Origin of the sequence: Halomonas sp. 11-S5, from assembly GCF_029889825.1 — a bacterium.
GTDB lineage: Bacteria > Pseudomonadota > Gammaproteobacteria > Pseudomonadales > Halomonadaceae > Halomonas.
In genome coordinates, this window is sequence record NZ_JARANW010000002.1 from 251,691 (window position 1) to 272,191 (window position 20,501).

Here is a 20,501-nt window from a genome sequence, read left to right on the forward strand (position 1 = left end):
TCACGGTGCCTCCTCCTCTCCCGACTGGCGATAACTGTAAGTGCGGGCAAGCATGGATAACTGTAGTTGTTCGCCACCGGCAGCTTCCATGGGCTCGAGCGTCAAGTCGTGCTGGGTGACGATGCGCGGGAGGCTGGCGACATTTGCCAAGAACTCCGCAATACGGTGGTAGCCACCCCGCACTCGAATATCGAATGGCTGCTCGACATAAAATTCCTGAGAGACGGGGCTGCGCAGACGAATGAACTCGATGGAAAGTTGATTGCTGATCGCCGCTTCACTGATGTTATCGATCAGGGAAGGCACTTCGGCGCCCGTCGGCAGCATATCTCTGAGCGTGTTCATGCGCTCCTCCAGAATGGCCATCTCTTCGCGCATGACTTCCAGATGTGCCGCCTGCGCCGCCTTGCTCTGGTAATCCCTGATCAGACGAGCCTCCTCTGTCCTGGCCTGACCCAGTTCCTCGAACTTGGGCGCGGCAAGGTACCAGTACATGCCGGCGAGTGTCAGACCCAAGGCCAGCAAGCAGCAGATCAATTGCAGCAGGAAGGGCCAGCCGCCGGATTCCTTGATATCCAGCTCCCCCCAGTCCATATCACGCAGTCGACGAACCTCCGTGGATAGATTCATGGCGCCTCCGTGCCTTCTCCATCGGGCATCAGCTGGTTCACGCTAAGGTTGAAGCGACGCATCTCGTCGTTGGCAGTCTCGACTTCGGAAAGCACTGGCTCGCTCAGAGAGGGCGCCGCATCCAGCGCTCGCAACTGATCCGACACTTGCCGGTTGTTCTCAGCCACACCCGCCATCCGCAGGCTATCCCCCTGACGGTTAAGCTGCGTGTAATACACGCCGTCAACAAGGCTGGTTACCAGGTCATTGAAGACATGAACCGTCAAGCCTCGTCCCGCTTGAAGCTCTGTGAAGACCCGCACCTGTGCCTCCATGGTCTGTCGAATCTCCTCCAGATCACTAATCTCGCGGATAGCGGCATCCAGTTGCTTGCTTTCGGCCTCGACGAACCGGTTCCGCTCCTGCTGAGCACTCAACCGCTGATCGAGATACCAGGTCGCACCATAGCCACCACCGAGACCAATAAGCGCCATCAACGCCAGCGCCATAAAGAACCGCTTGCTGCGCCGGGCACGCTCTTCCTCTCGCCAGGGAAGCAGGTTAATCTCGATGGTCATTTGCCTACCCTCATCGCCAGGCCGCAGGCCGTGAGCATGGCCGGGGCATCGCCGGCCAGGGTCGGGACGTCGATGCGGGGGTTCACCTTCATGCGCCGGAAGGGGTTGGCGATCACCACCTCCATGCCGCTCTCCTCGGCCAGGCGCTCCGCCAGCCCCGGCAGCACGCAGGTGCCACCGGCCAGGATCATTCGCCGCACCTCCAGCTTGCGACCAGCGGTATAGTAGAGCTGCAGCGAGCGACCCACCTGTTGAACCAGAGTATCGAGGAAGGGGTCGAGCACGCTGCGCTGATAGTCATCGGGCAGGCCGCCGCGCTTCTTGGCCAGACCCGCCTCCTCGAGGGTCAGGCCGTAACGATTGCGGATCTCGTCGGTAAGCTGGCGACCACCGAACACGGTATCGCGGCTGTAAGTGACGCGCCCCTCGCGCAGCACATGGAAGGCGTTCATGGTGGCGCCGATATCCACCAGGGCCACGCACTCCTGCTCGACCTCGGTCGCGGGCAGCTGGTGGCGAAGCTCCTGGAAGGCGCGCTCCATGGCGAAAATCTCGACATCCACGGCCGCCGGGGTGAGCCCGGCCTGCAGCACGGCCTCGGTCAGCTGATTGACATCCTGCTGGCGGCAGGCGACTAGCAGCACGTCCTGCTGGTCGCCGTAGCGCGAGTTGAGCCCCAGCCGCTGGAAGTCGAAGGCGACCTCACTGAACGGAAACGGGATGTGCTTGTCAGATTCGAGCTGGATGCGCGCCTCGATCTCGTCGTCATCGAGGGAGGCGGGCAAGGTGAGGGTCTTGGTGATGGCGGCACTGGCCGGCACGGCCACGGCGGCATTGCGCGACCCCGGCCGGGCATGGTCCACGGCGCGCTTGAGGGCGTCCACCACGGCCGACATGTCGCGTATGCGCCGCTCGATCACGGCGCCTTCGCGCAGCGGCCGTACGGCGTAGCTTTCAACCTGGTAGTGGCTACTATCGCGTTTGAGTTCGATGACCTTGACGGTTGCCGAGGTGATGTCGACACCGACCAGTCCCTTGCCGGATGCTCTCAGTCGCATCTTGAGTCATGCCCCTGCCTGGTCCATGCGGCGTGCCGCTCATTATGATTATCCATTCCGAACCGAAGTGGAACACATGAAATTCATCATACCCGATCCGTAATCGAAGGTTACATGATATTTCCGGATCTCACACGAATGACGGTGTCACCGCATGTCAACGCTGGTGACCACCTCCTCGGCTTCCTATAATGGCAACCGCAAGGGAAGGCCTCTTCATCGCCACCATTCCGCCCCCGTTCCCAGCATGGATACTGCGTTTTCATGAAGTTACTCAAAACCCTGGTTGTCTCTCTCCTCTGGCTGCTGGTCTCGCTCTTTGCCGCCGGGATACTGGGCGTAGTGGGTGCCGCGCTCTATTTCGCCCCCGGCCTGCCCGATGTGCGCCAGCTGCAGGACTTCGAGCTGCAGACCCCGCTGCGTATCTTCACCCGCGACGGCAAGCTGATCGGGGAGTTCGGCGAGGAGCGCCGCACGCCGGTGGAGTATGAGGAGATCCCCCAGGCACTCATCGGGGCCCTGCTGGCCGCCGAGGATACCACCTATTTCGAGCACCGCGGCGTCGACCCCAAGGGTCTGGCGCGTGCCGCCGTGGAACTGGTGGCCAGCGGTGGCGACATCCAGTCCGGGGGTTCAACCATCACCATGCAGGTGGCGCGCAACTACCTGCTCACCCTGGACCGGACCTTCACCCGCAAGATTCGCGAGATCCTGCTGGCGCTGCAGATGGAGCAGATCCTCTCCAAGGAGGAGATCCTCGAGCTCTACGTCAACAAGATCTATCTGGGCAATCGCGCCTACGGTATCGCCGCCGCCGCAGAGGTCTACTACCATCGGACGCTGGCCGAGCTGACCCTGGCCGAGACGGCGATGATCGCTGGCCTGCCCAAGGCGCCTTCCGCCTTTAACCCGCTGGCCAACGCCGAGCGCGCGCTGATCCGCCGCAACTGGATCCTGTTCCGCATGCGGGAGTTGGGGATCATCGACCAGGCGGCCTACGACGACGCCGTGCAGGCCCCGGTGACCGCGCGGCGCCACCTGGCCCAGCTCGAGGTGGAAGCCGACTACGTCGCCGAGATGGCTCGCCAGTTCGCCGTGGAGCGTTACGGCGACCGAGCCTACACCGGCGGGTATCGCATCCATACCACCCTGGACAGCGAGCTGCAGCCGCTGGCCGGCCAGGCCCTGGCCAACGGCCTGATCACGTATGACACCCGGCACGGCTGGCGCGGCCCCGAGCAGACCGACCTCCCGCGCAGCCTGGCCGAGGCCCAGGAGCAGACCGGACGCGAGGGCCTGGAGGAGGAGCTCGCCGAGTCGCCCGAGATCATGCAGACCGCCCGTCGCGCCGCCGAGCGCAGCCAGACCGAGGTCGAGGGCGTCGAGGGCGATGTCAGCAACTGGCTGCAGGTGCTCGAGCGCACCTCTGCCTATGGCCCCCTGCAGCCAGCCATCGTGGTGGAGAACGAAGGCCGCGAGATGCAGGTGCTGGTTCGCGGTGGCGAGCTGCACACCCTCGACTGGGCCGGCCTGGAGTGGGCGCGCCCCTATCGCAGCGCCAGGAGCCGGGGGGCCGCCCCGGGCTCAGCCAGCGAGATCGCCAGCCGCGGCGACCTGGTGCGCATCCTGCAACGGGAAGACGGCAGCTGGCGTCTCTCCCAGCGCCCCGACGCCGAGGGCTCGCTGGTGGCGATGGCCCCCGACACCGGTGCCATCCTGGCCCTGCAGGGCGGCTTCGACTTCGATGCCAGCAAGTTCAACCGCGCCACCCAGGCCCGCCGCCAGTCCGGCTCGATCTTCAAGCCCTTCATCTACCTCGCGGCGATCAACAGCGGCGAGATGAACCCGGCCAGCGTGGTCAACGATGCCCCCGTGGTGGTGCAGGACGGCAGCAACGAGCTATGGCGACCGGCGAACTCCAGCGGCGACTTCCTCGGCCCGACCCGGCTGCGGGATGCCCTGGCGCACTCGCGCAACCTGGTCACCATCCGCGTGCTGCAGGCCCTGGGGCTGGATCGCACCATCGCGTTCCTCCAGGGCTTCGGCTTCGCCGGCGACCAGCTGCCGCGCGGCCTCTCCCTGGCGCTGGGCAGCGCGAGCCTGACCCCGCTGGAGATGACCAACGCCTATGCGGTGCTGGCCAACGGCGGCTTCAAGGTGTCGCCCTGGTTCATCGAGCGGGTGACCCGCATCGATGATACCACCGTCATCGACGAGGCCAGCCCGCGCGTCGCCTGTCGCGACTGTAGCGACGGCCAGCAGACCGTCGAGCGCGACGGCGAGACCTTCGAGGTCGCTCCCCGGGTCGCCGACCCCGCCGCCGTCTACATCCTGCGCGACATGCTGCGCGACGTGGTCGAGCGCGGCACCGCGCGCAAGGCCCTGGAGCTCGGCCGCAGCGACATCGTCGGCAAGACGGGCACCACCAACGACCAGCGCGATGCCTGGTTCGCCGGCTTCAACAGCGACCTGGTGACCACCGCCTGGGTGGGCAAGGACGACAACACCCCCACCGCCGAGTACGGCTCTCAGGCCGCCCTGCCGATCTGGATGGACTTCATGAGCCAGGCCCTGGAGGGCCAGCCGGAGCGCTGGCCCGATCGGCCGGAGCAGGTGGTCACCAAACGGGTCGACCCCGACACCGGCCGCCTGCTGCGCGAGGGGCAGAGCGGCGGCATCGAGGAGCTGTTCATGGCCGACCATCTGCCGGACTTCCAGCCGCGTCGCGTCGAGCGTGAGGTCGAGCGCGAGAGCGGTTCCCAGGGCACCGGCGCCTACGAGGCCATCTTCTAGATCAACACCCGCACCCCGCACCGGGCGGCAGGGACGCCGCCCGGCCACCACATCCTCGGTTTCCCGACATCCTCAACTGCACACACGACACCGCCGGCCTCAGGGCCGGCGGTGTCGTGTGTGCAGTTGAAGGCACTAAAGCTTAACCACCGTAAACGTCGTCTATGGTCTTCAGCGGATAATGCGAGGGATAGGGCTTGCGTGCCACCCCGGAGTCCACCGCGGCCTGGGCCACCGCCGAGGAGATCCGGTCGAGCAGACGGACATCCACGGGAGTGGGAATGATGTACTCCGGCCCGAAGTGCATCTCGTCCATCTCGTAGGCCTCGAGCACCTCCTTCGGCACCGGCTCGCGGGCGAGATCCTTGAGGGCGTGGACAGCGGCGACCTTCATCTCCTCGTTGATGCGGGTGGCGCGCACGTCGAGCGCCCCGCGGAAGATGAAGGGAAAGCCCAGCACGTTGTTGACCTGGTTGGGGTAGTCGGAGCGGCCTGTGGCCATGATCACGTCCGGGCGCGCCTCCCGGGCCACGTCGGGGTGGATCTCCGGGTCGGGGTTGGTGCAGGCGAAGACCACCGGATTGGAGGCCATGCTGCGGATGTGAACGGCACTCATCAGCCCCGGCCCAGAAAGACCGACGAAGACGTCGGCGCCCTCGATGGCATCGGCCAGGGTGCGCTTGTCGGTCTCCACGGCGAACATCGCCTTGTACTGGTTCAGGTCCTCGCGACCGCTGTGGATCACCCCCTTGCGGTCGAGCATCACGATGTTCTCGGGATGCGCGCCGCAGGAGACCAGCAGCTTCATGCAGGCGATGGCCGCGGCGCCGGCCCCCAGGCAGACGATGCGCGCGCTGTCCAGCGACTTGCCGGCGATCGCCAGGGCATTGAGCATACCCGCGGCAGTGACGATGGCTGTACCGTGCTGGTCGTCATGGAACACCGGGATGCTGCACTGCTCGACCAGCGCCTGCTCGATCTCGAAGCACTCCGGGGCCTTGATGTCCTCGAGGTTGATGCCACCCCAGGTGTCGGCGATACGCGCCACGGTGTCGATGAAGGCCTGCGGGCTCTCGGCGTTGACCTCGATATCCACCGAATTGATGCCGGCAAAGCGCTTGAACAGCACCCCCTTGCCCTCCATCACCGGCTTGCTGGCCAGCGGCCCCAGGTTACCGAGACCGAGGATGGCGCTGCCGTCGGAGATCACGGCCACCAGGTTGCCCTTGCCGGTATAGAGGTAGGCGTTCTCCGGGTCACTGGCGATCTCGCGAACAGGCTCCGCCACGCCCGGGCTGTAGGCCAGGGAGAGGTCCCGGGCGGTGGCGGTGGGCTTGGTGAGCTCCACCGACAGCTTTCCGGGGATGGGTTTCGCGTGGTAGTCCAGCGCCGCCTTCTTCTTCGCGTCAGTCATGCTGAGAGGATCCGGTAAAACAGTTAGAGACCGGCTAGCGTATACAAAAAGCCCGGCGCGCTCAACTCGCCAGATATCTCCCTGATGTACGCTCGTTTGAAGACGTTGAGACCATTTGCCGACACTTATGGCTAACCCCTCCAGCCACGACGCTTCGCTTATCCCCGCGGCCAGCAGGCGGCCAACGGGAGCGCCGACAGCCGGGCATAAAGAAACCCGCCATGATAGGCGGGTTTCTCGATGGTGCGATGGGCCAGGCGGCTCAGCGCTTGATGGCAGCACCGAAGCGCTTGTTGAAGCGCTCGACGCGACCACCGGTGGTCGCCTGCTTCTGCTTGCCGGTATAGAAGGGGTGGCACTGGGAGCAGACGTCCAGGGAGAAGTCGTGACCGGCGGTGGTGCCGACCTCGAAGGTGGCGCCGCAGGAACAGGTCGCGGTGACCGTCTTGTAATCCGGATGGATACCTTGTTTCATCTTGAGCCTCATGAAGCTGTATGCCGCCACCTGATCTTCTGCCAGGCACCGCATACGGGTTGTCTGTCGATGCGAACCGGTTGCCGCCACGCACCCTCCCACGCACTCTGGGTGTCCGCAGCGGCGGAGCATTCTAGCAGAACCGACGCCGGAGGCCAATTGCCCGATTCCCCCTGCCCGCCCGTGCCACGCGTACTGGGCGTTGCCGTGCCCTCGCCGCTGCGCCGGCTGTTCGACTATCGCCCCTGCGGCGAGTCTCCCCCGGGGGGCTGGCAGCCCGGCCTGCGGGTAACGGTGCCCTTCGGCCGCCGGGAGGTGGTCGGCGTGGTGGTGGAGTGCCGCGATGAGAGCGAGCTGCCGCTGTCACGCCTCAGGCCGGTGGCGGGCTGCCTCGACGACGCCCCGCTGCCCGCCGACTGGCTGTGGCTGTGCCGCTTCGCCGCCCGCTACTACCAGCATGCCCTCGGCGACACCCTCCAGCAGGCGATGCCGGCGTTGCTGCGCCAGGGCCGGGCGCTCGAGGCCCGCACCCGCGAGCGCTGGAGCGTGACCGTGGCCGGCCGCCAGGACGCCCCGCCGGGTCTGGCCCGGGCCCCCCGCCAGGCCGAGCTGCTGAGCATGCTGCGCCAGCATCCCCATGGGCTGGTCAGCCAGGCGATCCTCGCCCAGTCGTTCAGCCGCGACCAGTTGCGCGCCCTGGCCGACAAGGGCCTGGTGGCGCATCGCGAGGAACCCCTGGCGGCCTCACCGGCGGTCAGGGGCGACGCGGGGCTGACCGAACCCGCCCTGCCCCTCAACCGCGAGCAGGCGGTGGCGCTGGCCGCCATCCACGAGCGGCTCGACGGCTTCCACCCCTGCCTGCTGCATGGCGTCACCGGCAGCGGCAAGACCGAGGTCTACCTGCAGCTCATCGAGGCGGTCATCGGCCGCCACCGCCAGGCCTTGGTGCTGGTCCCCGAGATCGGCCTGACGCCCCAGAACCTCGCCCGCTTCCGCCGCCGCTTCCGGGCGCCGGTGGTGGCCCTGCACTCGGGGCTCACCGATCACGAGCGCCTCGATGCCTGGGAAGCCGCCGCTAGCGGCCGGGCGCCCATCGTGCTGGGCACCCGCTCGGCCATCTTCACCCCCCTAGCCCGCCCCGGGGTGATCATCGTCGACGAGGAGCACGACGGCTCCTACAAGCAGCAGGACGGCCTGCGCTACCATGCCCGCGACCTGGCCGTGGCCCGTGCCCACCGCCACCGCATCCCGCTGCTGCTGGGCAGCGCCACGCCGTCGCTGGAGTCCCTGCAGCGGGCGCTGCACGGCGACTACCGCCACCTGCGCCTGACCCGCCGGGCCAGCCGCCATGCCCCGGCCCGCCTCGAGCTCGTCGACCTGCGCGGCCGCCGCCGCCAGGGCGGACTGATCCCGCCGGTGATCGAGACGGTGCGTGAGACCCTGGCCGCCGGCCACCAGGTGCTGGTCTTCATCAATCGTCGAGGCTTCGCCCCCACCCTGGCCTGCCACGCCTGCGGCTGGATGGCCGAGTGCGACCACTGCGATGCCCGCATGACCCTGCACCGACAGCCGCCGCTGCTGGCTTGCCACCACTGCGACCGTCGCCGTGCCCTCCCCGACACCTGCCCCGAGTGTCACAGCGTCGACCTGCGCCCCCTGGGCAGCGGCACCGAGCGCACCGAGGAGACCCTGGCGTCGCTGTTCCCCAAAGTGCCGGTGCACCGCATCGACCGCGACAGCACCCGGCGCCGCGACGCCCTCGAGCAGATGCTGGCCGAGGTGCGCCGCGGCGAACCCTGCCTGCTGGTGGGGACCCAGATGCTGGCCAAGGGCCACCACCTGCCCCATGTCACTCTGGTGGTGGTGGTCAATGCCGATGCCGGGCTCTATGCCAGCGACTTCCGGGCGCTGGAACACAGCGCCCAGCTGCTCGAGCAGGTGGCGGGCCGCGCCGGCCGCGCCGCCCACCCTGGCCGGGTACTCGTGCAGACCCTGCATACCGACGACCCGCACCTGCGCCTGCTGGCCGAGCGTGGCTACGACGCCCTCGCCAGCCAGCTGCTGGAGGAGCGCCGCGCGGCCCGGCTGCCGCCCTTCCGCTTCCTGGCCCTGCTGCGGCTGGAGGCACCCCGCGAGGCGGCCGTGGTCGACTTGGGTGGCCTGGCCGCCGAGGCCCTGCGCCAGCGGATCGGCGAGCGAGGCCTCGAGGTCGACTGCCTGGGGCCGGTTCCGGCCCCCATGGAACGGCGCCAGAACCGCTATCACCTGCAGCTGATGCTGGCCGCCGACCGCCGCAGCCAGCTGCACGAAGCCGGTGCCTGGCTGGTCGCCTGGCTCGAGGGCCGTCCCGAGGCGCGACGGGTACGCTGGTCGTTGGATATCGACCCGCAGACGCTGGCCTGAAAGCCGTAAGCCGTAAGCCGTAAGCCCTGAGGCTGTTTTTGGTGCTGCCGATGGCAAGGGCTTTCTCTTATAGCGTAACGCTTATGGCTTACAGCTCCGGGCGAAGCCCGGCCGGGCTTTAAAGCCCGGCGCCGATTGCCGATAATGGCGCCCCAGACTCGCCCGGCGGTCGCCCCGCACCGCCCACGCCACAGGACACCGGACATTTCCATGAAAGAGACCATCATCGCGCTGCTCGAGGGCTCCCTGGACCACCTCCGGCAGCAGGGCGTGCTGCCCGCCGATCTCGCGCCGAGCATCAAGGTCGACCCGACCCGCGACAAGGCCCACGGCGATTACGCCACCAACCTGGCGCTGATGCTCGCCAAGCCGGCCGGTCGAAAGCCCCGCGAGCTGGCCGAGGCGCTGGTCGCGGCCCTGCCGGCCAGCGACGCCGTGCAGAAAGTGGAGATCGCCGGCCCTGGCTTCGTCAACTTCTTCGCCGCCACCGACGCCGCCGCCCAGGTCGTGCGCCAGGTGCTCGAGGCCGGGGATGCCTATGGCCGCAGCCTCACTGGCCAGGGTCGCCGGGTGCAGGTGGAGTTCGTCTCCGCCAACCCCACCGGGCCGCTGCACGTCGGCCATGGCCGCGGGGCGGCGATCGGCGACTGCATCAGCCGCCTGCTCGAGGCCACCGGCCATGAGGTGACCCGCGAGTTCTACTACAACGACGCCGGCGCCCAGATCAGCAACCTGGCGCGCTCGGTACAGGCGCGGGTCCAGGGCATCGATCCCGGCGACCCGGGCTGGCCGGAGGACGGCTACCGCGGAGGCTACATCATCGATGTGGCCAACGCCTACCTGGCCGGGGAGACGGTGCATGCCGATGACCGTCACGTCACGGCGGCAGGTGACCCGGACGACCGCGACGCCATCCGCGAGTTCGCCGTGGCCTACCTGCGCCGCGAGCAGGACCTCGACCTCAAGGCCTTCGGCGTGACGTTCGACGTCTACTTCCTGGAGTCCTCGCTCTACGAGCAGGGCAAGGTCGAGGCCACCGCCGCACGGCTGATCGAGAAGGGCCATACCTTTGAACAGGACGGCGCCCTGTGGCTGCGCACCACCGACTTCGGCGACGACAAGGACCGGGTGATGCGCAAGTCCGACGGCCACTACACCTACTTCCTGCCCGACGTCGCCTACCACCTCGACAAGTGGCAACGCGGCTTCGAGACTGTGATCAACGAGCAGGGCGCCGACCACCACTCCACCGTGACCCGGGTACGCGCCGGGCTGCAGGCCCTCGAGGCCGGCATTCCCAAGGGCTGGCCCGACTATGTGTTGCACCAGATGGTGATGGTCACCCGCTCCGGGGTCGAGGTGAAGCTCTCCAAGCGCGCCGGCAGCTACGTCACGGTGCGCGACCTGATTGACGAGGTGGGCCGCGATGCCACCCGCTTCTTCCTGGCGGCGCGGCGCGCCGACTCCCAGCTCACCTTCGACATCGACCTGGCCCGCTCGCAGTCCAACGACAACCCGGTCTACTATGTGCAGTATGCCCACGCCCGGGTGTGCAGCATGCTGCGCAAGGCCGAGGCCGAGGACCGGCCCTTCGACCACGCCCTGGCCATGGCGCAGCTAGCCCTGCTCGACAGCGACCAGGAGAAGGCGCTACTCAACCGCCTGGCCCGCTATCCTGAGGTGATCCAGCACGCCGCCGCCGCCCACGAGCCCCAGCAGATCGCCCAGTACCTGCTCGACCTCGCCGCCGACTTCCACACCTGCTACAACGCGGTGAAGGTGATGGTCGACGAGGATGCCCCGCGCAACGCCCGGCTGGCGCTGGGGCTGGCCACGCGCCAGGTCCTGCGCAACGGCCTCGACCTGATGGGTGTCGGCGCGCCCGAGGAGATGTAAGCCATGGCCACCCGCAAGCAGCCAGCAAAGAAGCGCGGCGCCACCAGCAGCCCGCGGCGCCGCGCCGCCCCGTCCCCACGCCGCGGCATCCCGGGCTGGCTGTGGGGCCTGGTCGGCCTGGTAGCCGGCTTCCTGCTGGCCCAGCACCAGCAGGGCATCGCCCCCTGGCAGGAAGGCAGCGACTCGCCGTTGGCCACGGTGCTGACCAAGCCTGGGGACCGCCAGGACTCCCGGGAAGGCGAACCGGCCGCCACCCCCGAGGAGCCGCCGATGCCGACCTTCGAGTTCTACACCCTGCTGCCGGAATCCGAGGTGATCGCCCCGGGCGGCAAGGTGCCGGCCTCCACGGCTACCCCGCCGGAGCGCCCCGAGACGCCCGAAGCGGCGACCAGCGACGATCCCATCGCCCAGGTGATCGCCGCCAACATGGAGGCCGAAGAGACGACACGGCCCGCCGCGACGAGCGCCTCGGACGCCGATTCTCGCTTCATGCTGCAGGCCGCCTCCTTCCGCGAGGCGGGCGATGCCAGCAAGCTGGCGGGCCGGCTGCGCGACTTCGGCCTGCTCGCCAAGATCAGCAAGGTGAAGGCCGGCGGCGGCGACACCTGGCACCGGGTCCAGGTCGGCCCCTACAGCGACCGGCGCGAACTCAACCGCGCCCAGGACCTGATGGTCACCCAGGGCATCGAGCCGCTGCTGATCCAGCTGCAGAACTGACCCCCCGGACGAGGGAGGCACGACCAAGGTTGAATTCCTCGCCCTCCGCCCGCACTACCTTCCTGAGTTCATCTACGGCGCCCCGGCCCTATCCGCGGCGCCGCCAGTCATCGGGAGCCCTCCGCTCCCCCAAGGAGTCCCCTCCATGACCACGATCGTTTCCGTGCGCCGCGGTGACCAGGTGGCGCTGGCCGGTGACGGCCAGGTCTCGCTGGGCAATACCGTGATGAAGGGCAACGCCAGCAAGGTGCGCCGCCTCTACCACGGCCAGGTCCTGGCCGGCTTCGCCGGCGGCACCGCCGACGCCTTCACCCTCTTCGAGCGCTTCGAGGCGCAGCTGGAGAAGTACCAGGGCAACCTGGTCAAGGCCGCCGTGGAGCTGGCCAAGGACTGGCGCACCGACCGCGCCCTGCGCCGTCTCGAGGCGCTGCTCGCCGTGGCCAACAAGGACGCCTCGCTGATCATCACCGGCAACGGTGACGTGGTAGAGCCCGAGGGCGGCATCATCGCCATCGGCTCCGGCGGCAACTACGCCCTGGCCGCCGCCCGTGCCCTGCTCGAGAACACCGACCTCGGTGCCCGCGAGATCACCGAGAAGTCGCTGGCCATCGCCGGTGACATCTGCGTGTTCACCAACCACAACGTCACCCTGGAAGAGCTCTGACCATGACCCGGATGACCCCCCGCGAGATCGTCCACGCGCTGGACCAGTACATCGTCGGCCAACAGGACGCCAAGCGCGCCGTGGCCATCGCCCTGCGCAACCGCTGGCGTCGCATGCAGCTCGATGGCGAGCTGCGCCAGGAGGTGACGCCCAAGAACATCCTGATGATCGGCCCCACCGGCGTGGGCAAGACCGAGATCGCACGCCGCCTGGCCAAGCTGGCCGGCGCCCCCTTCATCAAGGTCGAGGCCACCAAGTTCACCGAGGTGGGCTACGTGGGCCGCGACGTCGAATCGATCATCCGCGACCTGACCGAGGCCGCCATCAAGCTGGTGCGCGAGCAGGCCAAGGCCGAGGTGGGCCATCGTGCGGAGGATGCCGCCGAGGAGCGCATCCTCGACGCCCTGCTGCCGCCGCCCCGCGGCCAGGAGGACGCGCCCCGCCAGGACAGCTCGACCCGCCAGATCTTCCGCAAGAAGCTGCGCGAGGGACAGCTCGACGACAAGGAGATCGACATCGAGGTCACCCCCCAGGGGTCTGGCGTCGATATCATGACCCCGCCGGGCATGGAGGAGATGACCAGCCAGCTGCAGAACCTCTTCGCCGGCATGGGCAAGCAGAAGAGCGAGATCCGCCGGGTGGCGGTGAAGGACGCCTTCGGCCTGCTGCGCGACGAGGAGGCCGGCAAGCTGGTCAACGAGGACGACATCAAGAGCCGCGCCGTCGAGGCGGTGGAGCAGAACGGCATCGTCTTCCTCGACGAGATCGACAAGGTCTGCAAGGGCAGCGGCCAGTCCAGCGGCGGCGAGGTCTCCCGCGAGGGCGTGCAGCGCGACCTGCTGCCGCTGATCGAGGGCTCCACGGTCTCCACCAAGCACGGCATGGTGCGCACCGACCACATCCTGTTCATCGCCTCCGGCGCCTTCCACCTGTCGCGTCCGTCGGACCTGATCCCCGAGCTGCAGGGCCGGCTGCCAATCCGCGTCGAGCTCAACGCCCTGACACCGGAGGACTTCAAGCGCATCCTCACCGAGCCCTCCGCCGCGCTGACCAAGCAGTACCAGGCGCTGCTGGCCACCGAGGGGCTCGAGGTCACCTTCACCGAGGAGGGCATCGCGCGCATCGCCGAGATCGCCTGGAAGGTCAACGAGGGCACCGAGAACATCGGCGCCCGCCGCCTGCACACGGTGATGGAACGCCTGCTCGAGGAGGCCTCGTACCTGGGAGGCGACTTCGGCAGCCCGCTGTCGATCGATGCCGCCTACGTCGACTCCCAGCTCGGCGAGCTGGCGATGGACGAGGACCTGTCTCGTTACATTCTTTGAACGAGCTATAAGCTGTAAGCTTGAAGCTGGAAGAACGCCGCTGCGCGGCGAAAGGCTGGAAGACATAAACTCACTTGGGGGTTAACTTCCAGCTTACAGCTTCAGGCTTACGGCTCACCGAAGGTGCTTATGACAGCCCCGATTCCCACCAACGTGCACTACCACCGCAAGGAGCGCGAGCTCGAGCTCACCTACGCCGAGGGCGAGTCCTATCGGCTGCCGGTGGAGTACCTGCGGGTCTTCTCGCCCTCCGCCGAGGTGCGCGGCCATGGCCCCGATACCGCCACCCTGCAGGTGGGCAAGAAGCACGTGGGCCTGAAGGACATCACCCCGGCCGGGCGCTACGCGCTGAAGCTGCACTTCGACGACGGCCACGACAGCGGTCTCTTCAGTTGGGACTACTTCTTTGATCTGATCCGTCGCCGCGAGGCCAACTGGGCCGACTACCTGCGCCGACTGGAAGAGGCCGGCGCCTCCCGGGAGCCGCTGGGCATCGAGATCAAGCAGCTCTGACAGTAGGATTCGTCGCCTGCCCTCCCCTCGGCTGATCCGGCGACAGGCCTGCGAGGGGGCGCTGTGAACCCTTCCCTGGGCGCTACCGACGCCATCCATGGCGTAGGACCCCCTCTTCGGCCTGTCCCCGGCGCCCTCGGGGTCACGTCAGTGACTCCCTGCGTCAAGACAATCGCCGCTGGGGAAGGCTACAATGGCGCCCATCGCGAGGCCGCCAGGCCTCCCCCACCGCAGCGATTCGGGAGCCCCACGGCATGAGCGCCAGTGACAAGCACACCACCCACTTCGGCTACCAGGAAGTCCCGGTCGAAGAGAAGGCCTCGCGCGTGGCCCATGTCTTCCACTCGGTGGCGGCCCGCTACGATGTCATGAACGACCTGATGTCGATGGGCATCCACCGCCTGTGGAAGCGGCTGACCATCGAGCGCTCCGGCGTCAGGCCCGGTCACAGCGTGCTCGACATCGCCGGCGGCACCGGCGATCTGACCCGGAAGTTCGCGCGCATGGTGGGCCCCCGCGGACGGGTGGTGCTGGCCGACATCAACGAATCCATGCTGCGGGTCGGCCGCGACAAGCTGCTCGACCACGGCGTCGGCGGCAACGTCGAGTACGTCCAGGCCAACGCCGAGTGCCTGCCCTTCCCCGACAACAGCTTCGACTGCATCACCATCGCCTTCGGCCTGCGCAACGTCACCGACAAGGATGCCGCCCTGCGCTCCATGGCCCGGGTGCTCAAGCCGGGTGGGCGCCTGCTGGTGCTGGAGTTCTCCACGCCGGGCAACCCGCTGTTCTCCAGGGCCTACGACGAGTACTCCTTCCGCCTGCTGCCGAAGATCGGCGAACTGGTGGCCAGCGACGGCGAGAGCTACCGCTATCTGGCCGAGTCGATCCGCATGCACCCCGACCAGGAGACCCTCAAGACGATGATGGAAGCCGCCGGGCTGGAGCGGGTCGAGTACACCAACCTGACCGGGGGCATCGTCGCCCTGCACCGCGGCATCAAGTTATAATGTTATTGCTAGCCGGCCTGGAATGCACCCTGAATGCCCTGCTCGCCCGCGACCCGGCGGCGCCGTCGCGCCTGGCCCGGCTGGCCGGCCAGCGCCTCCTGGTGCGCCTGGAGCACCCCGCCCTGGCGCTGGCGATCCACTTCCACCCGGCCGGCCTCGACCTGCTGCGCCCCGACGACACCGACGAGACGGCCCTCGACGAGGCGGCCTTCGACGCAGTGGTCGAGCTGGATGCCGAGACCCTCGGCGAGTTGCTGGGCGGGGCCTCCGTCGAACGCTTGATGTTCCAGGGCAAGCTCGCCGTGCGGGGGCGCATCCAGCTGCTGGAGGCAACCCGCGACCTGCTGCTCGACCTCGACCTGGACTGGGAGGCGGAGCTCGCCCGCTGGCTCGGCGACATCCCGGCCCATAGCCTGGCCGAGGGGCTGCGCAGCCTCTCCCGCTGGGGCCTGCGCACCCGCCAGGAGTTCTGCGCCGACGTGGGCGAATATGTCTTCGAGGAGGCCCGGCTGCTGCCGGGGCGCCACCAGCTCGAGGCGCTGCGTGACCACCTGACCGAGATGGAGATCGCCACCGACCGCCTCGAGGCGCGCCTGGCACGGCTGCGACGCCGCCTGGCCGTGCCGGAGGCGACCCGATGATCCTGCGGCTCACGCGCATCTTCTGGGTGATCACCCGCTACCGGCTCGACACCCTGCTGCCGCTGGAGCGGCTGCCCTGGTGGCTGCGCGGCCTGTTCACGCTCTCGCCGCTGCGCCTGGTGCCGATCGGCGAACGCTCCCGGGGCGTGCGCCTGCGCCTGGCGCTGGAGTCGCTGGGGCCGATCTTCGTCAAGTTCGGCCAGATGCTCTCGACCCGCCGCGACCTGCTGCCCGAGGACATCGCCGACGAGCTGCAGCGGCTCCAGGACCAGGTGCCGCCCTTTCCCGGCCACCAGGCCATGGCGCTGGTCGAGGAGGAGCTGGCGATGTCGCTGGAGGATGCCTTCGCCGGCTTCGAGCCCGAGCCGCTGGCCTCGGCCTCCGTCGCCCAGGTGCATGCCGCCCGGCTGCACGGGGGTGAGGCCGTGGTGGTCAAGATCATCCGCCCGGGGATCGAACGCGTGATGCGCCAGGACATGGCGCTGATGTATCGCTTCGCCAGCGTGCTGGCACGGATTCCCGAGGCCCGCCGGCTACGCCCGGTGGAGGTGGTCCGCGACTACGAGGCGACGCTGTTCGACGAGCTCGACCTGACCAAGGAGGCCGCCAACACCTCCCAGCTCAAGCGTAATTTCAAGGGCTCGCCGCTGCTCTACGTGCCGGCCATCCACTGGGGGCTGACCCACCGCCGGGTGATGGTGCAGGAGCGCATCTACGGGGTGCCGGTGGCCGACACCGCGGCGCTGCTCGCCCAGGGCACCAACCTCAAGAAGCTGGCCGAACGCGGCGTGGAGATCTTCTTCACCCAGGTGTTCCGCGACAACTTCTTCCATGCCGACATGCACCCGGGCAACATCTTCGTCTCCTTCGAACATCCCCAGGACCCGCAGTACATCGCCATCGACTGCGGTATCGTCGGTAGCCTGACCCGCGAGGACCAGGACTACCTGGCGCGCAACCTGCTGGCCTTCTTCCACCAGGACTACTACGAGGTGGCGGCGCTGCACATCGAGTCGGGCTGGGTGGGCGAGGGGACCCGGGCCAACGAGTTCGCCGCGGCGATCCGCACCGTGTGCGAACCGATACTGGAGAAGCCGCTCAAGGACATCTCCTTCGGCCAGGTGCTGCTGGGCCTGTTCCAGACCGCGCGGCGCTTCAACATGGAGGTCCAGCCGCAGCTGGTGCTGCTGCAGAAGACGCTGCTCAACATCGAGGGTCTGGGCCGCCAGCTCTACCCCGACTTGGACCTGTGGAGCACCGCCAAGCCTTACCTGGAGCGCTGGATGAAGGAGCGCGCCGGCGCCGGCGGCCTCTGGGAGTCGCTCAAGCGACAGGCCCCGGAGCTCTCTCGCCAGCTGCCCGAGCTGCCAGTGCTCGCCCATCAGGCCCTCAATCGTGCCGAGCAAGAACACCGCCAGCGGCGCCATCAGGCCGATGCCTTGGGCGGCATCTCCCGACAGCTGAGCCAGCGGGGCAGGCGCCAGTGGCGACTGCGCCTGGGCCTGCTGCTGGTGGCCGCCGCACTCGTCTGGCAGCCGCTGAGCGAGTGGGCCGCGGGTCAGCCCTGGCCGGCCCTGGCCGCCGCCGCCATAGGCGTGCTGCTGCTGGCCTGGCACTGAGCGCCCGCCCCGCTCTTCCACCCACTGCAACGGAACCTTCACCCATGAGCGATATCCTCGACCGTCTTCACGTTGTGCTCGAAGAACGCCGCCGGGCGGAGCCACAGGATTCCTATGTGGCGGCCTTGCATCACAAGGGACTGAACAAGATACTCGAGAAGGTCGGCGAGGAAGCCACCGAGACCCTGCTGGCGGCCAAGGACGCCGAGCATGGTGACGAGCCGGCACGCCAAGCGTTGATCGCCGAAACGGCCGACCTGTGGTTTCATAGCCTGGTAATGCTCTCGCACCTGGGCCTCGACCACCGCCTGGTCCTGGATGAGCTGGCCCGCCGCTTCGGCGTCTCCGGACACGACGAGAAGGCCGCACGGCAACCCTAGCGTCAACTGGCCCTTCCGGGACCTCCCGGAGCCCCAACCTGAGGAAGCAACTATGTTAGGTGGTATCAGTATCTGGCAGCTGCTGATCGTTCTCGGCATCATCATCCTGATCTTCGGCACCAAGAAGCTGCGCAACGTCGGCGGCGATCTGGGCGGTGCCGTGAAGGGCTTCAAGAAGGCCATGCACGAGGAGGAGAAGGAAAAAGACGAGGGCGAGAAGGCGGATGATCCCCAGTCCCGCGTCAGCCATGACGAGGAGGTCAACACCTACGACGTCAAGGCCGAGCAGAAGGCCCACGACCCGGAAGAGCACCAGGAAGAGCGCAAGTAACCCGCCATGTTCGATATGGGCTTTCTCGAACTGATGCTCATCGGCGTGGTGGGCCTGCTGGTGCTGGGTCCCGAGCGCCTGCCCAAGGCGGCGCGCACCCTGGGGCTGTGGATCGGCAAGATCAAGCGCAGCGTCTCGGGCATGCAGCGCGAGATCAGTGCCCAGCTCGAGGCGGAAGAGCTGCGCCAGAAGCTCAACGAGCAGCAGAAGAAGCTCGACGAGGGCGTCCAGCAGGTCAAGCGTGGCGTGGAGAGCATCGCCGAGGAGGACAGCGGCAAGCGCCCGTCGGCCTCGGCGGGTGACGATACCGGCGAGGCCACGCCGGCCGCCCCTCCCGAGCAGCGGCTCGACGACGCCCTCGCCAGGGCCCGCACGGGCAGCGAGGACGATGAACCCCAGCGCCCCGCCGACGCCTCCACCGCCGACAAGGATTCTGCCCCCCGATGAGCAAGACCGGTGACCCCCAGGAGCAGAACCAGGCCCCGCTGATCGAGCACCTGATCGAGCTGCGCTCGCGCCTGATGCGCGCGGTGATCGCGATCCTGGTGATCTTCCTGGGCCTCTATGCCTTTGCCAACGACATCTACTCCTTCGTCGCCCAGCCGCTGATGGCGCTGCTGCCGGAAGGCTCGCAGATGATCGCCACCGAGGTGGCCTCACCCTTCCTCGCGCCCTTCAAACTGACCCTGGTGGTGGCGGTGTTCGCCGCCATTCCCTATGTGCTGCACCAGGCCTGGGCCTTCGTGGCCCCGGGGCTCTACGACAACGAGAAGGCGCTGGCGCTGCCGATCCTGGCCTCCAGCGTGGCGCTGTTCTACGGTGGCGCCGCCTTCGCCTACTACGTGGTCTTCCCGCTGCTGTTCCAGTTCTTCACCCAGACCGGGCCGGAGAACGTCGCGGTGATGACCGACATCAACCAGTACCTGAACTTCGTCCTCAAGCTGTTCTTCGCCTTCGGAGTGGCCTTCGAGATACCCATCGCCACCTTTCTGCTGATCCTTTCGGGCGCCACCACGGTGGAGAGCCTGTCGAAGAAGCGCCCCTACGTGGTGCTGGGCTGCTTCGTCATCGGCATGCTGCTCACCCCGCCGGACGTGGTCTCCCAGAGCCTGCTGGCGGTACCGATGTACCTGCTCTACGAGGTCGGCCTGCTGTTCGGTCGCCTGGTACGCCGCAAGCGGGAGAAGGACGAGGAAGACCAGGAGCTGTAAGCTGTAAGCCATAAGAAACCCCCAAGGCTCAATGCCCTAGAGGTTTAACTTACAGCTTACGGCTTATCGCTTCCAACTCCCGGCGTAGCCGGGTCAGAGATCCATCAGCTCGTCGACACGCTCGACCAGTTTGAAGATGCCGGTGGCGGCCTCGCTGATGCGCGTGGCCAGCATGTAGGCCGGGGTGGTCACCACGCGATTCTCGAAATCCACCACGATATCCTCGACCCCGCAGCTGCGATGCAGGCCGCCCATGGCACTGATCGCCCCGGCGACACCCGGGTCAAGCCCGACGGTCACGGCGATGCCGGGACCGAGCAGGCGCGGCACCAGCACCGGGCTGATGCACATCAAGCCGATCGGCTTGCGCGCCTCATGGAAACCAGACAGCGCCTCGCTGAGCGCGTCGAGCACCTGCATGCCATCGCCCGCCTCGGTAAAGTTCGAGAGGTTCTTGGCGACACCGAAGCCACCGGGGAAGATGGCCGCATCGAAGTCGTCAGCCTCGAGCTCGTCGAGCGGCGAGATCTCGCCGCGGGCCAGGCGCGCCGACTCGGTCAGCACGTTGCGGCGCTCGCCCTCGGCCACTTCGCCGCGACGATGATCGACGACATGATGCTGCTCGATGTCGGGGGCGAAGCAGCGATAGCCCAGGCCCAGCTGATCGAGGCGCAGCAGGGTCAGGGTGGTCTCGTATATCTCGGCACCGTCCTGCACCCCGCATCCCGAAAGGATGACCGCCACCTGTTTGCTCATGCCTTTCTCCTTGAAGGTAGGCGCCCGGCGAAGCCAGGCCCTGAAATCCGCAAGCCTTCACTTTAGAGAGTCGGCCCGGGTGCGACAAGGCGCGGCTTTCGACGCCGG

20 protein-coding genes are annotated in these 20,501 nt (G+C 67.6%); 14 read left to right on the plus strand and 6 right to left on the minus strand.

Annotated elements, in window-relative coordinates; genetic code table 11:
- Genes OP497_RS02690 through pilM form a run of 3 tightly spaced genes read right to left on the minus strand, consistent with a single transcriptional unit; the run spans nucleotide 1 to nucleotide 2,245 of the window.
- Entirely contained in the window at nucleotides 1–630 is a 630-nt protein-coding gene (locus tag OP497_RS02690; RefSeq protein ID WP_280546317.1) for a type 4a pilus biogenesis protein PilO, read from the minus strand.
- A complete protein-coding gene (locus OP497_RS02695) occupies nucleotides 627–1,187 on the minus strand; it encodes a PilN domain-containing protein (RefSeq protein ID WP_280546318.1) in 561 nt (186 codons plus the stop codon). The genes OP497_RS02690 and OP497_RS02695 overlap by 4 nt, the downstream gene beginning before the upstream one ends.
- Nucleotides 1,184–2,245 carry a type IV pilus assembly protein PilM gene (gene pilM / locus OP497_RS02700; RefSeq protein ID WP_280546319.1) on the minus strand — a complete coding sequence of 354 codons (1,062 nt, stop codon included), beginning with the start codon at nucleotides 2,243–2,245 and terminating at the stop codon, nucleotides 1,184–1,186. Before pilM ends, OP497_RS02695 begins: the two co-directional genes overlap by 4 nt.
- 264 nt (nucleotides 2,246–2,509) lie before the next feature.
- Between pilM and OP497_RS02705 the strand changes: the two genes are divergently transcribed.
- Nucleotides 2,510–5,038, plus strand: coding sequence for a penicillin-binding protein 1A (locus tag OP497_RS02705; RefSeq protein ID WP_280546320.1), 2,529 nt, complete (start codon nucleotides 2,510–2,512; stop codon nucleotides 5,036–5,038).
- Between the two features lie 142 nt (nucleotides 5,039–5,180).
- On the opposite strand, the gene OP497_RS02710 is transcribed toward OP497_RS02705, so the two are convergent.
- Both OP497_RS02710 and rpmE read right to left on the minus strand, forming a co-directional pair.
- A complete protein-coding gene (locus OP497_RS02710; protein WP_280546321.1) occupies nucleotides 5,181–6,452 on the minus strand; it encodes a malic enzyme-like NAD(P)-binding protein in 1,272 nt (423 codons plus the stop codon).
- A 262-nt stretch (nucleotides 6,453–6,714) separates the two neighbouring features.
- Nucleotides 6,715–6,927 (minus strand): 50S ribosomal protein L31, encoded by a 213-nt coding sequence (gene rpmE / locus OP497_RS02715; RefSeq protein WP_250059604.1) that lies wholly within the window; start codon nucleotides 6,925–6,927, stop codon nucleotides 6,715–6,717.
- A gap of 159 nt (nucleotides 6,928–7,086) precedes the next feature.
- On the opposite strand from rpmE, the gene OP497_RS02720 reads away from it, so the two are divergent.
- The 13 genes from OP497_RS02720 (at nucleotide 7,087) to tatC (ending at nucleotide 19,637) form a co-directional block, all read left to right on the plus strand.
- Nucleotides 7,087–9,330: a primosomal protein N' gene (locus tag OP497_RS02720; RefSeq protein ID WP_280546323.1), complete on the plus strand. Its 2,244-nt coding sequence runs from the start codon at nucleotides 7,087–7,089 to the stop codon at nucleotides 9,328–9,330.
- A 210-nt stretch (nucleotides 9,331–9,540) separates the two neighbouring features.
- Nucleotides 9,541–11,226 (plus strand): arginine--tRNA ligase, encoded by a 1,686-nt coding sequence (gene argS / locus OP497_RS02725; RefSeq protein WP_280546325.1) that lies wholly within the window; start codon nucleotides 9,541–9,543, stop codon nucleotides 11,224–11,226.
- 3 nt (nucleotides 11,227–11,229) lie between these two features.
- Nucleotides 11,230–11,943 (plus strand): SPOR domain-containing protein, encoded by a 714-nt coding sequence (locus tag OP497_RS02730; RefSeq protein WP_280546326.1) that lies wholly within the window; start codon nucleotides 11,230–11,232, stop codon nucleotides 11,941–11,943.
- Between the two features lie 145 nt (nucleotides 11,944–12,088).
- Nucleotides 12,089–12,607 (plus strand): ATP-dependent protease subunit HslV, encoded by a 519-nt coding sequence (gene hslV, locus OP497_RS02735; protein WP_280546328.1) that lies wholly within the window; start codon nucleotides 12,089–12,091, stop codon nucleotides 12,605–12,607.
- Nucleotides 12,608–12,609: 2 nt separating this feature from the next.
- Entirely contained in the window at nucleotides 12,610–13,932 is a 1,323-nt protein-coding gene (gene hslU, locus OP497_RS02740) for an ATP-dependent protease ATPase subunit HslU (protein WP_280546329.1), read from the plus strand.
- A gap of 129 nt (nucleotides 13,933–14,061) precedes the next feature.
- Nucleotides 14,062–14,445: a DUF971 domain-containing protein gene (locus tag OP497_RS02745; protein ID WP_280546330.1), complete on the plus strand. Its 384-nt coding sequence runs from the start codon at nucleotides 14,062–14,064 to the stop codon at nucleotides 14,443–14,445.
- A gap of 254 nt (nucleotides 14,446–14,699) precedes the next feature.
- Complete coding sequence (ubiE, locus tag OP497_RS02750; protein WP_280546331.1) at nucleotides 14,700–15,455, plus strand: bifunctional demethylmenaquinone methyltransferase/2-methoxy-6-polyprenyl-1,4-benzoquinol methylase UbiE; 756 nt, start codon at nucleotides 14,700–14,702, stop codon at nucleotides 15,453–15,455.
- Entirely contained in the window at nucleotides 15,455–16,096 is a 642-nt protein-coding gene (locus OP497_RS02755) for an SCP2 sterol-binding domain-containing protein (protein WP_280546332.1), read from the plus strand. Before ubiE ends, OP497_RS02755 begins: the two co-directional genes overlap by 1 nt.
- The gene (ubiB, locus tag OP497_RS02760) at nucleotides 16,093–17,715 is read left to right on the plus strand and encodes a ubiquinone biosynthesis regulatory protein kinase UbiB (protein ID WP_280546334.1); all 1,623 of its coding nucleotides are present in this window, start codon (nucleotides 16,093–16,095) and stop codon (nucleotides 17,713–17,715) included. Before OP497_RS02755 ends, ubiB begins: the two co-directional genes overlap by 4 nt.
- A gap of 44 nt (nucleotides 17,716–17,759) precedes the next feature.
- Nucleotides 17,760–18,095 carry a phosphoribosyl-ATP diphosphatase gene (locus OP497_RS02765; protein WP_280546335.1) on the plus strand — a complete coding sequence of 112 codons (336 nt, stop codon included), beginning with the start codon at nucleotides 17,760–17,762 and terminating at the stop codon, nucleotides 18,093–18,095.
- A gap of 52 nt (nucleotides 18,096–18,147) precedes the next feature.
- Nucleotides 18,148–18,426, plus strand: coding sequence for a Sec-independent protein translocase subunit TatA (tatA, locus tag OP497_RS02770; protein WP_280546336.1), 279 nt, complete (start codon nucleotides 18,148–18,150; stop codon nucleotides 18,424–18,426).
- 6 nt (nucleotides 18,427–18,432) lie between these two features.
- The gene (gene tatB, locus OP497_RS02775; protein WP_280546338.1) at nucleotides 18,433–18,873 is read left to right on the plus strand and encodes a Sec-independent protein translocase protein TatB; all 441 of its coding nucleotides are present in this window, start codon (nucleotides 18,433–18,435) and stop codon (nucleotides 18,871–18,873) included.
- Nucleotides 18,870–19,637 carry a twin-arginine translocase subunit TatC gene (tatC, locus tag OP497_RS02780; protein WP_280546339.1) on the plus strand — a complete coding sequence of 256 codons (768 nt, stop codon included), beginning with the start codon at nucleotides 18,870–18,872 and terminating at the stop codon, nucleotides 19,635–19,637. The genes tatB and tatC overlap by 4 nt, the downstream gene beginning before the upstream one ends.
- 93 nt (nucleotides 19,638–19,730) lie before the next feature.
- Here the strand turns inward: tatC and elbB are convergent, their stop codons facing one another.
- A complete protein-coding gene (gene elbB, locus OP497_RS02785; RefSeq protein ID WP_280546340.1) occupies nucleotides 19,731–20,393 on the minus strand; it encodes an isoprenoid biosynthesis glyoxalase ElbB in 663 nt (220 codons plus the stop codon).
- Nucleotides 20,394–20,501 lie beyond the last annotated feature (108 nt).

Coding starts and splice junctions, on each gene's coding strand:
- OP497_RS02690 (WP_280546317.1), bottom strand. CDS start 630: ATGAATCTATCCACGGAGGTTCGTCGACTGCGTGATATGGACTGGGGG.
- OP497_RS02695 (WP_280546318.1), bottom strand. CDS start 1,187: ATGACCATCGAGATTAACCTGCTTCCCTGGCGAGAGGAAGAGCGTGCC.
- pilM (WP_280546319.1), bottom strand. CDS start 2,245: ATGCGACTGAGAGCATCCGGCAAGGGACTGGTCGGTGTCGACATCACC.
- OP497_RS02705 (WP_280546320.1), top strand. CDS start 2,510: ATGAAGTTACTCAAAACCCTGGTTGTCTCTCTCCTCTGGCTGCTGGTC.
- OP497_RS02710 (WP_280546321.1), bottom strand. CDS start 6,452: ATGACTGACGCGAAGAAGAAGGCGGCGCTGGACTACCACGCGAAACCC.
- rpmE (WP_250059604.1), bottom strand. CDS start 6,927: ATGAAACAAGGTATCCATCCGGATTACAAGACGGTCACCGCGACCTGT.
- argS (WP_280546325.1), top strand. CDS start 9,541: ATGAAAGAGACCATCATCGCGCTGCTCGAGGGCTCCCTGGACCACCTC.
- OP497_RS02730 (WP_280546326.1), top strand. CDS start 11,230: ATGGCCACCCGCAAGCAGCCAGCAAAGAAGCGCGGCGCCACCAGCAGC.
- hslV (WP_280546328.1), top strand. CDS start 12,089: ATGACCACGATCGTTTCCGTGCGCCGCGGTGACCAGGTGGCGCTGGCC.
- hslU (WP_280546329.1), top strand. CDS start 12,610: ATGACCCGGATGACCCCCCGCGAGATCGTCCACGCGCTGGACCAGTAC.
- OP497_RS02745 (WP_280546330.1), top strand. CDS start 14,062: ATGACAGCCCCGATTCCCACCAACGTGCACTACCACCGCAAGGAGCGC.
- ubiE (WP_280546331.1), top strand. CDS start 14,700: ATGAGCGCCAGTGACAAGCACACCACCCACTTCGGCTACCAGGAAGTC.
- OP497_RS02755 (WP_280546332.1), top strand. CDS start 15,455: ATGTTATTGCTAGCCGGCCTGGAATGCACCCTGAATGCCCTGCTCGCC.
- ubiB (WP_280546334.1), top strand. CDS start 16,093: ATGATCCTGCGGCTCACGCGCATCTTCTGGGTGATCACCCGCTACCGG.
- OP497_RS02765 (WP_280546335.1), top strand. CDS start 17,760: ATGAGCGATATCCTCGACCGTCTTCACGTTGTGCTCGAAGAACGCCGC.
- tatA (WP_280546336.1), top strand. CDS start 18,148: ATGTTAGGTGGTATCAGTATCTGGCAGCTGCTGATCGTTCTCGGCATC.
- tatB (WP_280546338.1), top strand. CDS start 18,433: ATGTTCGATATGGGCTTTCTCGAACTGATGCTCATCGGCGTGGTGGGC.
- tatC (WP_280546339.1), top strand. CDS start 18,870: ATGAGCAAGACCGGTGACCCCCAGGAGCAGAACCAGGCCCCGCTGATC.
- elbB (WP_280546340.1), bottom strand. CDS start 20,393: ATGAGCAAACAGGTGGCGGTCATCCTTTCGGGATGCGGGGTGCAGGAC.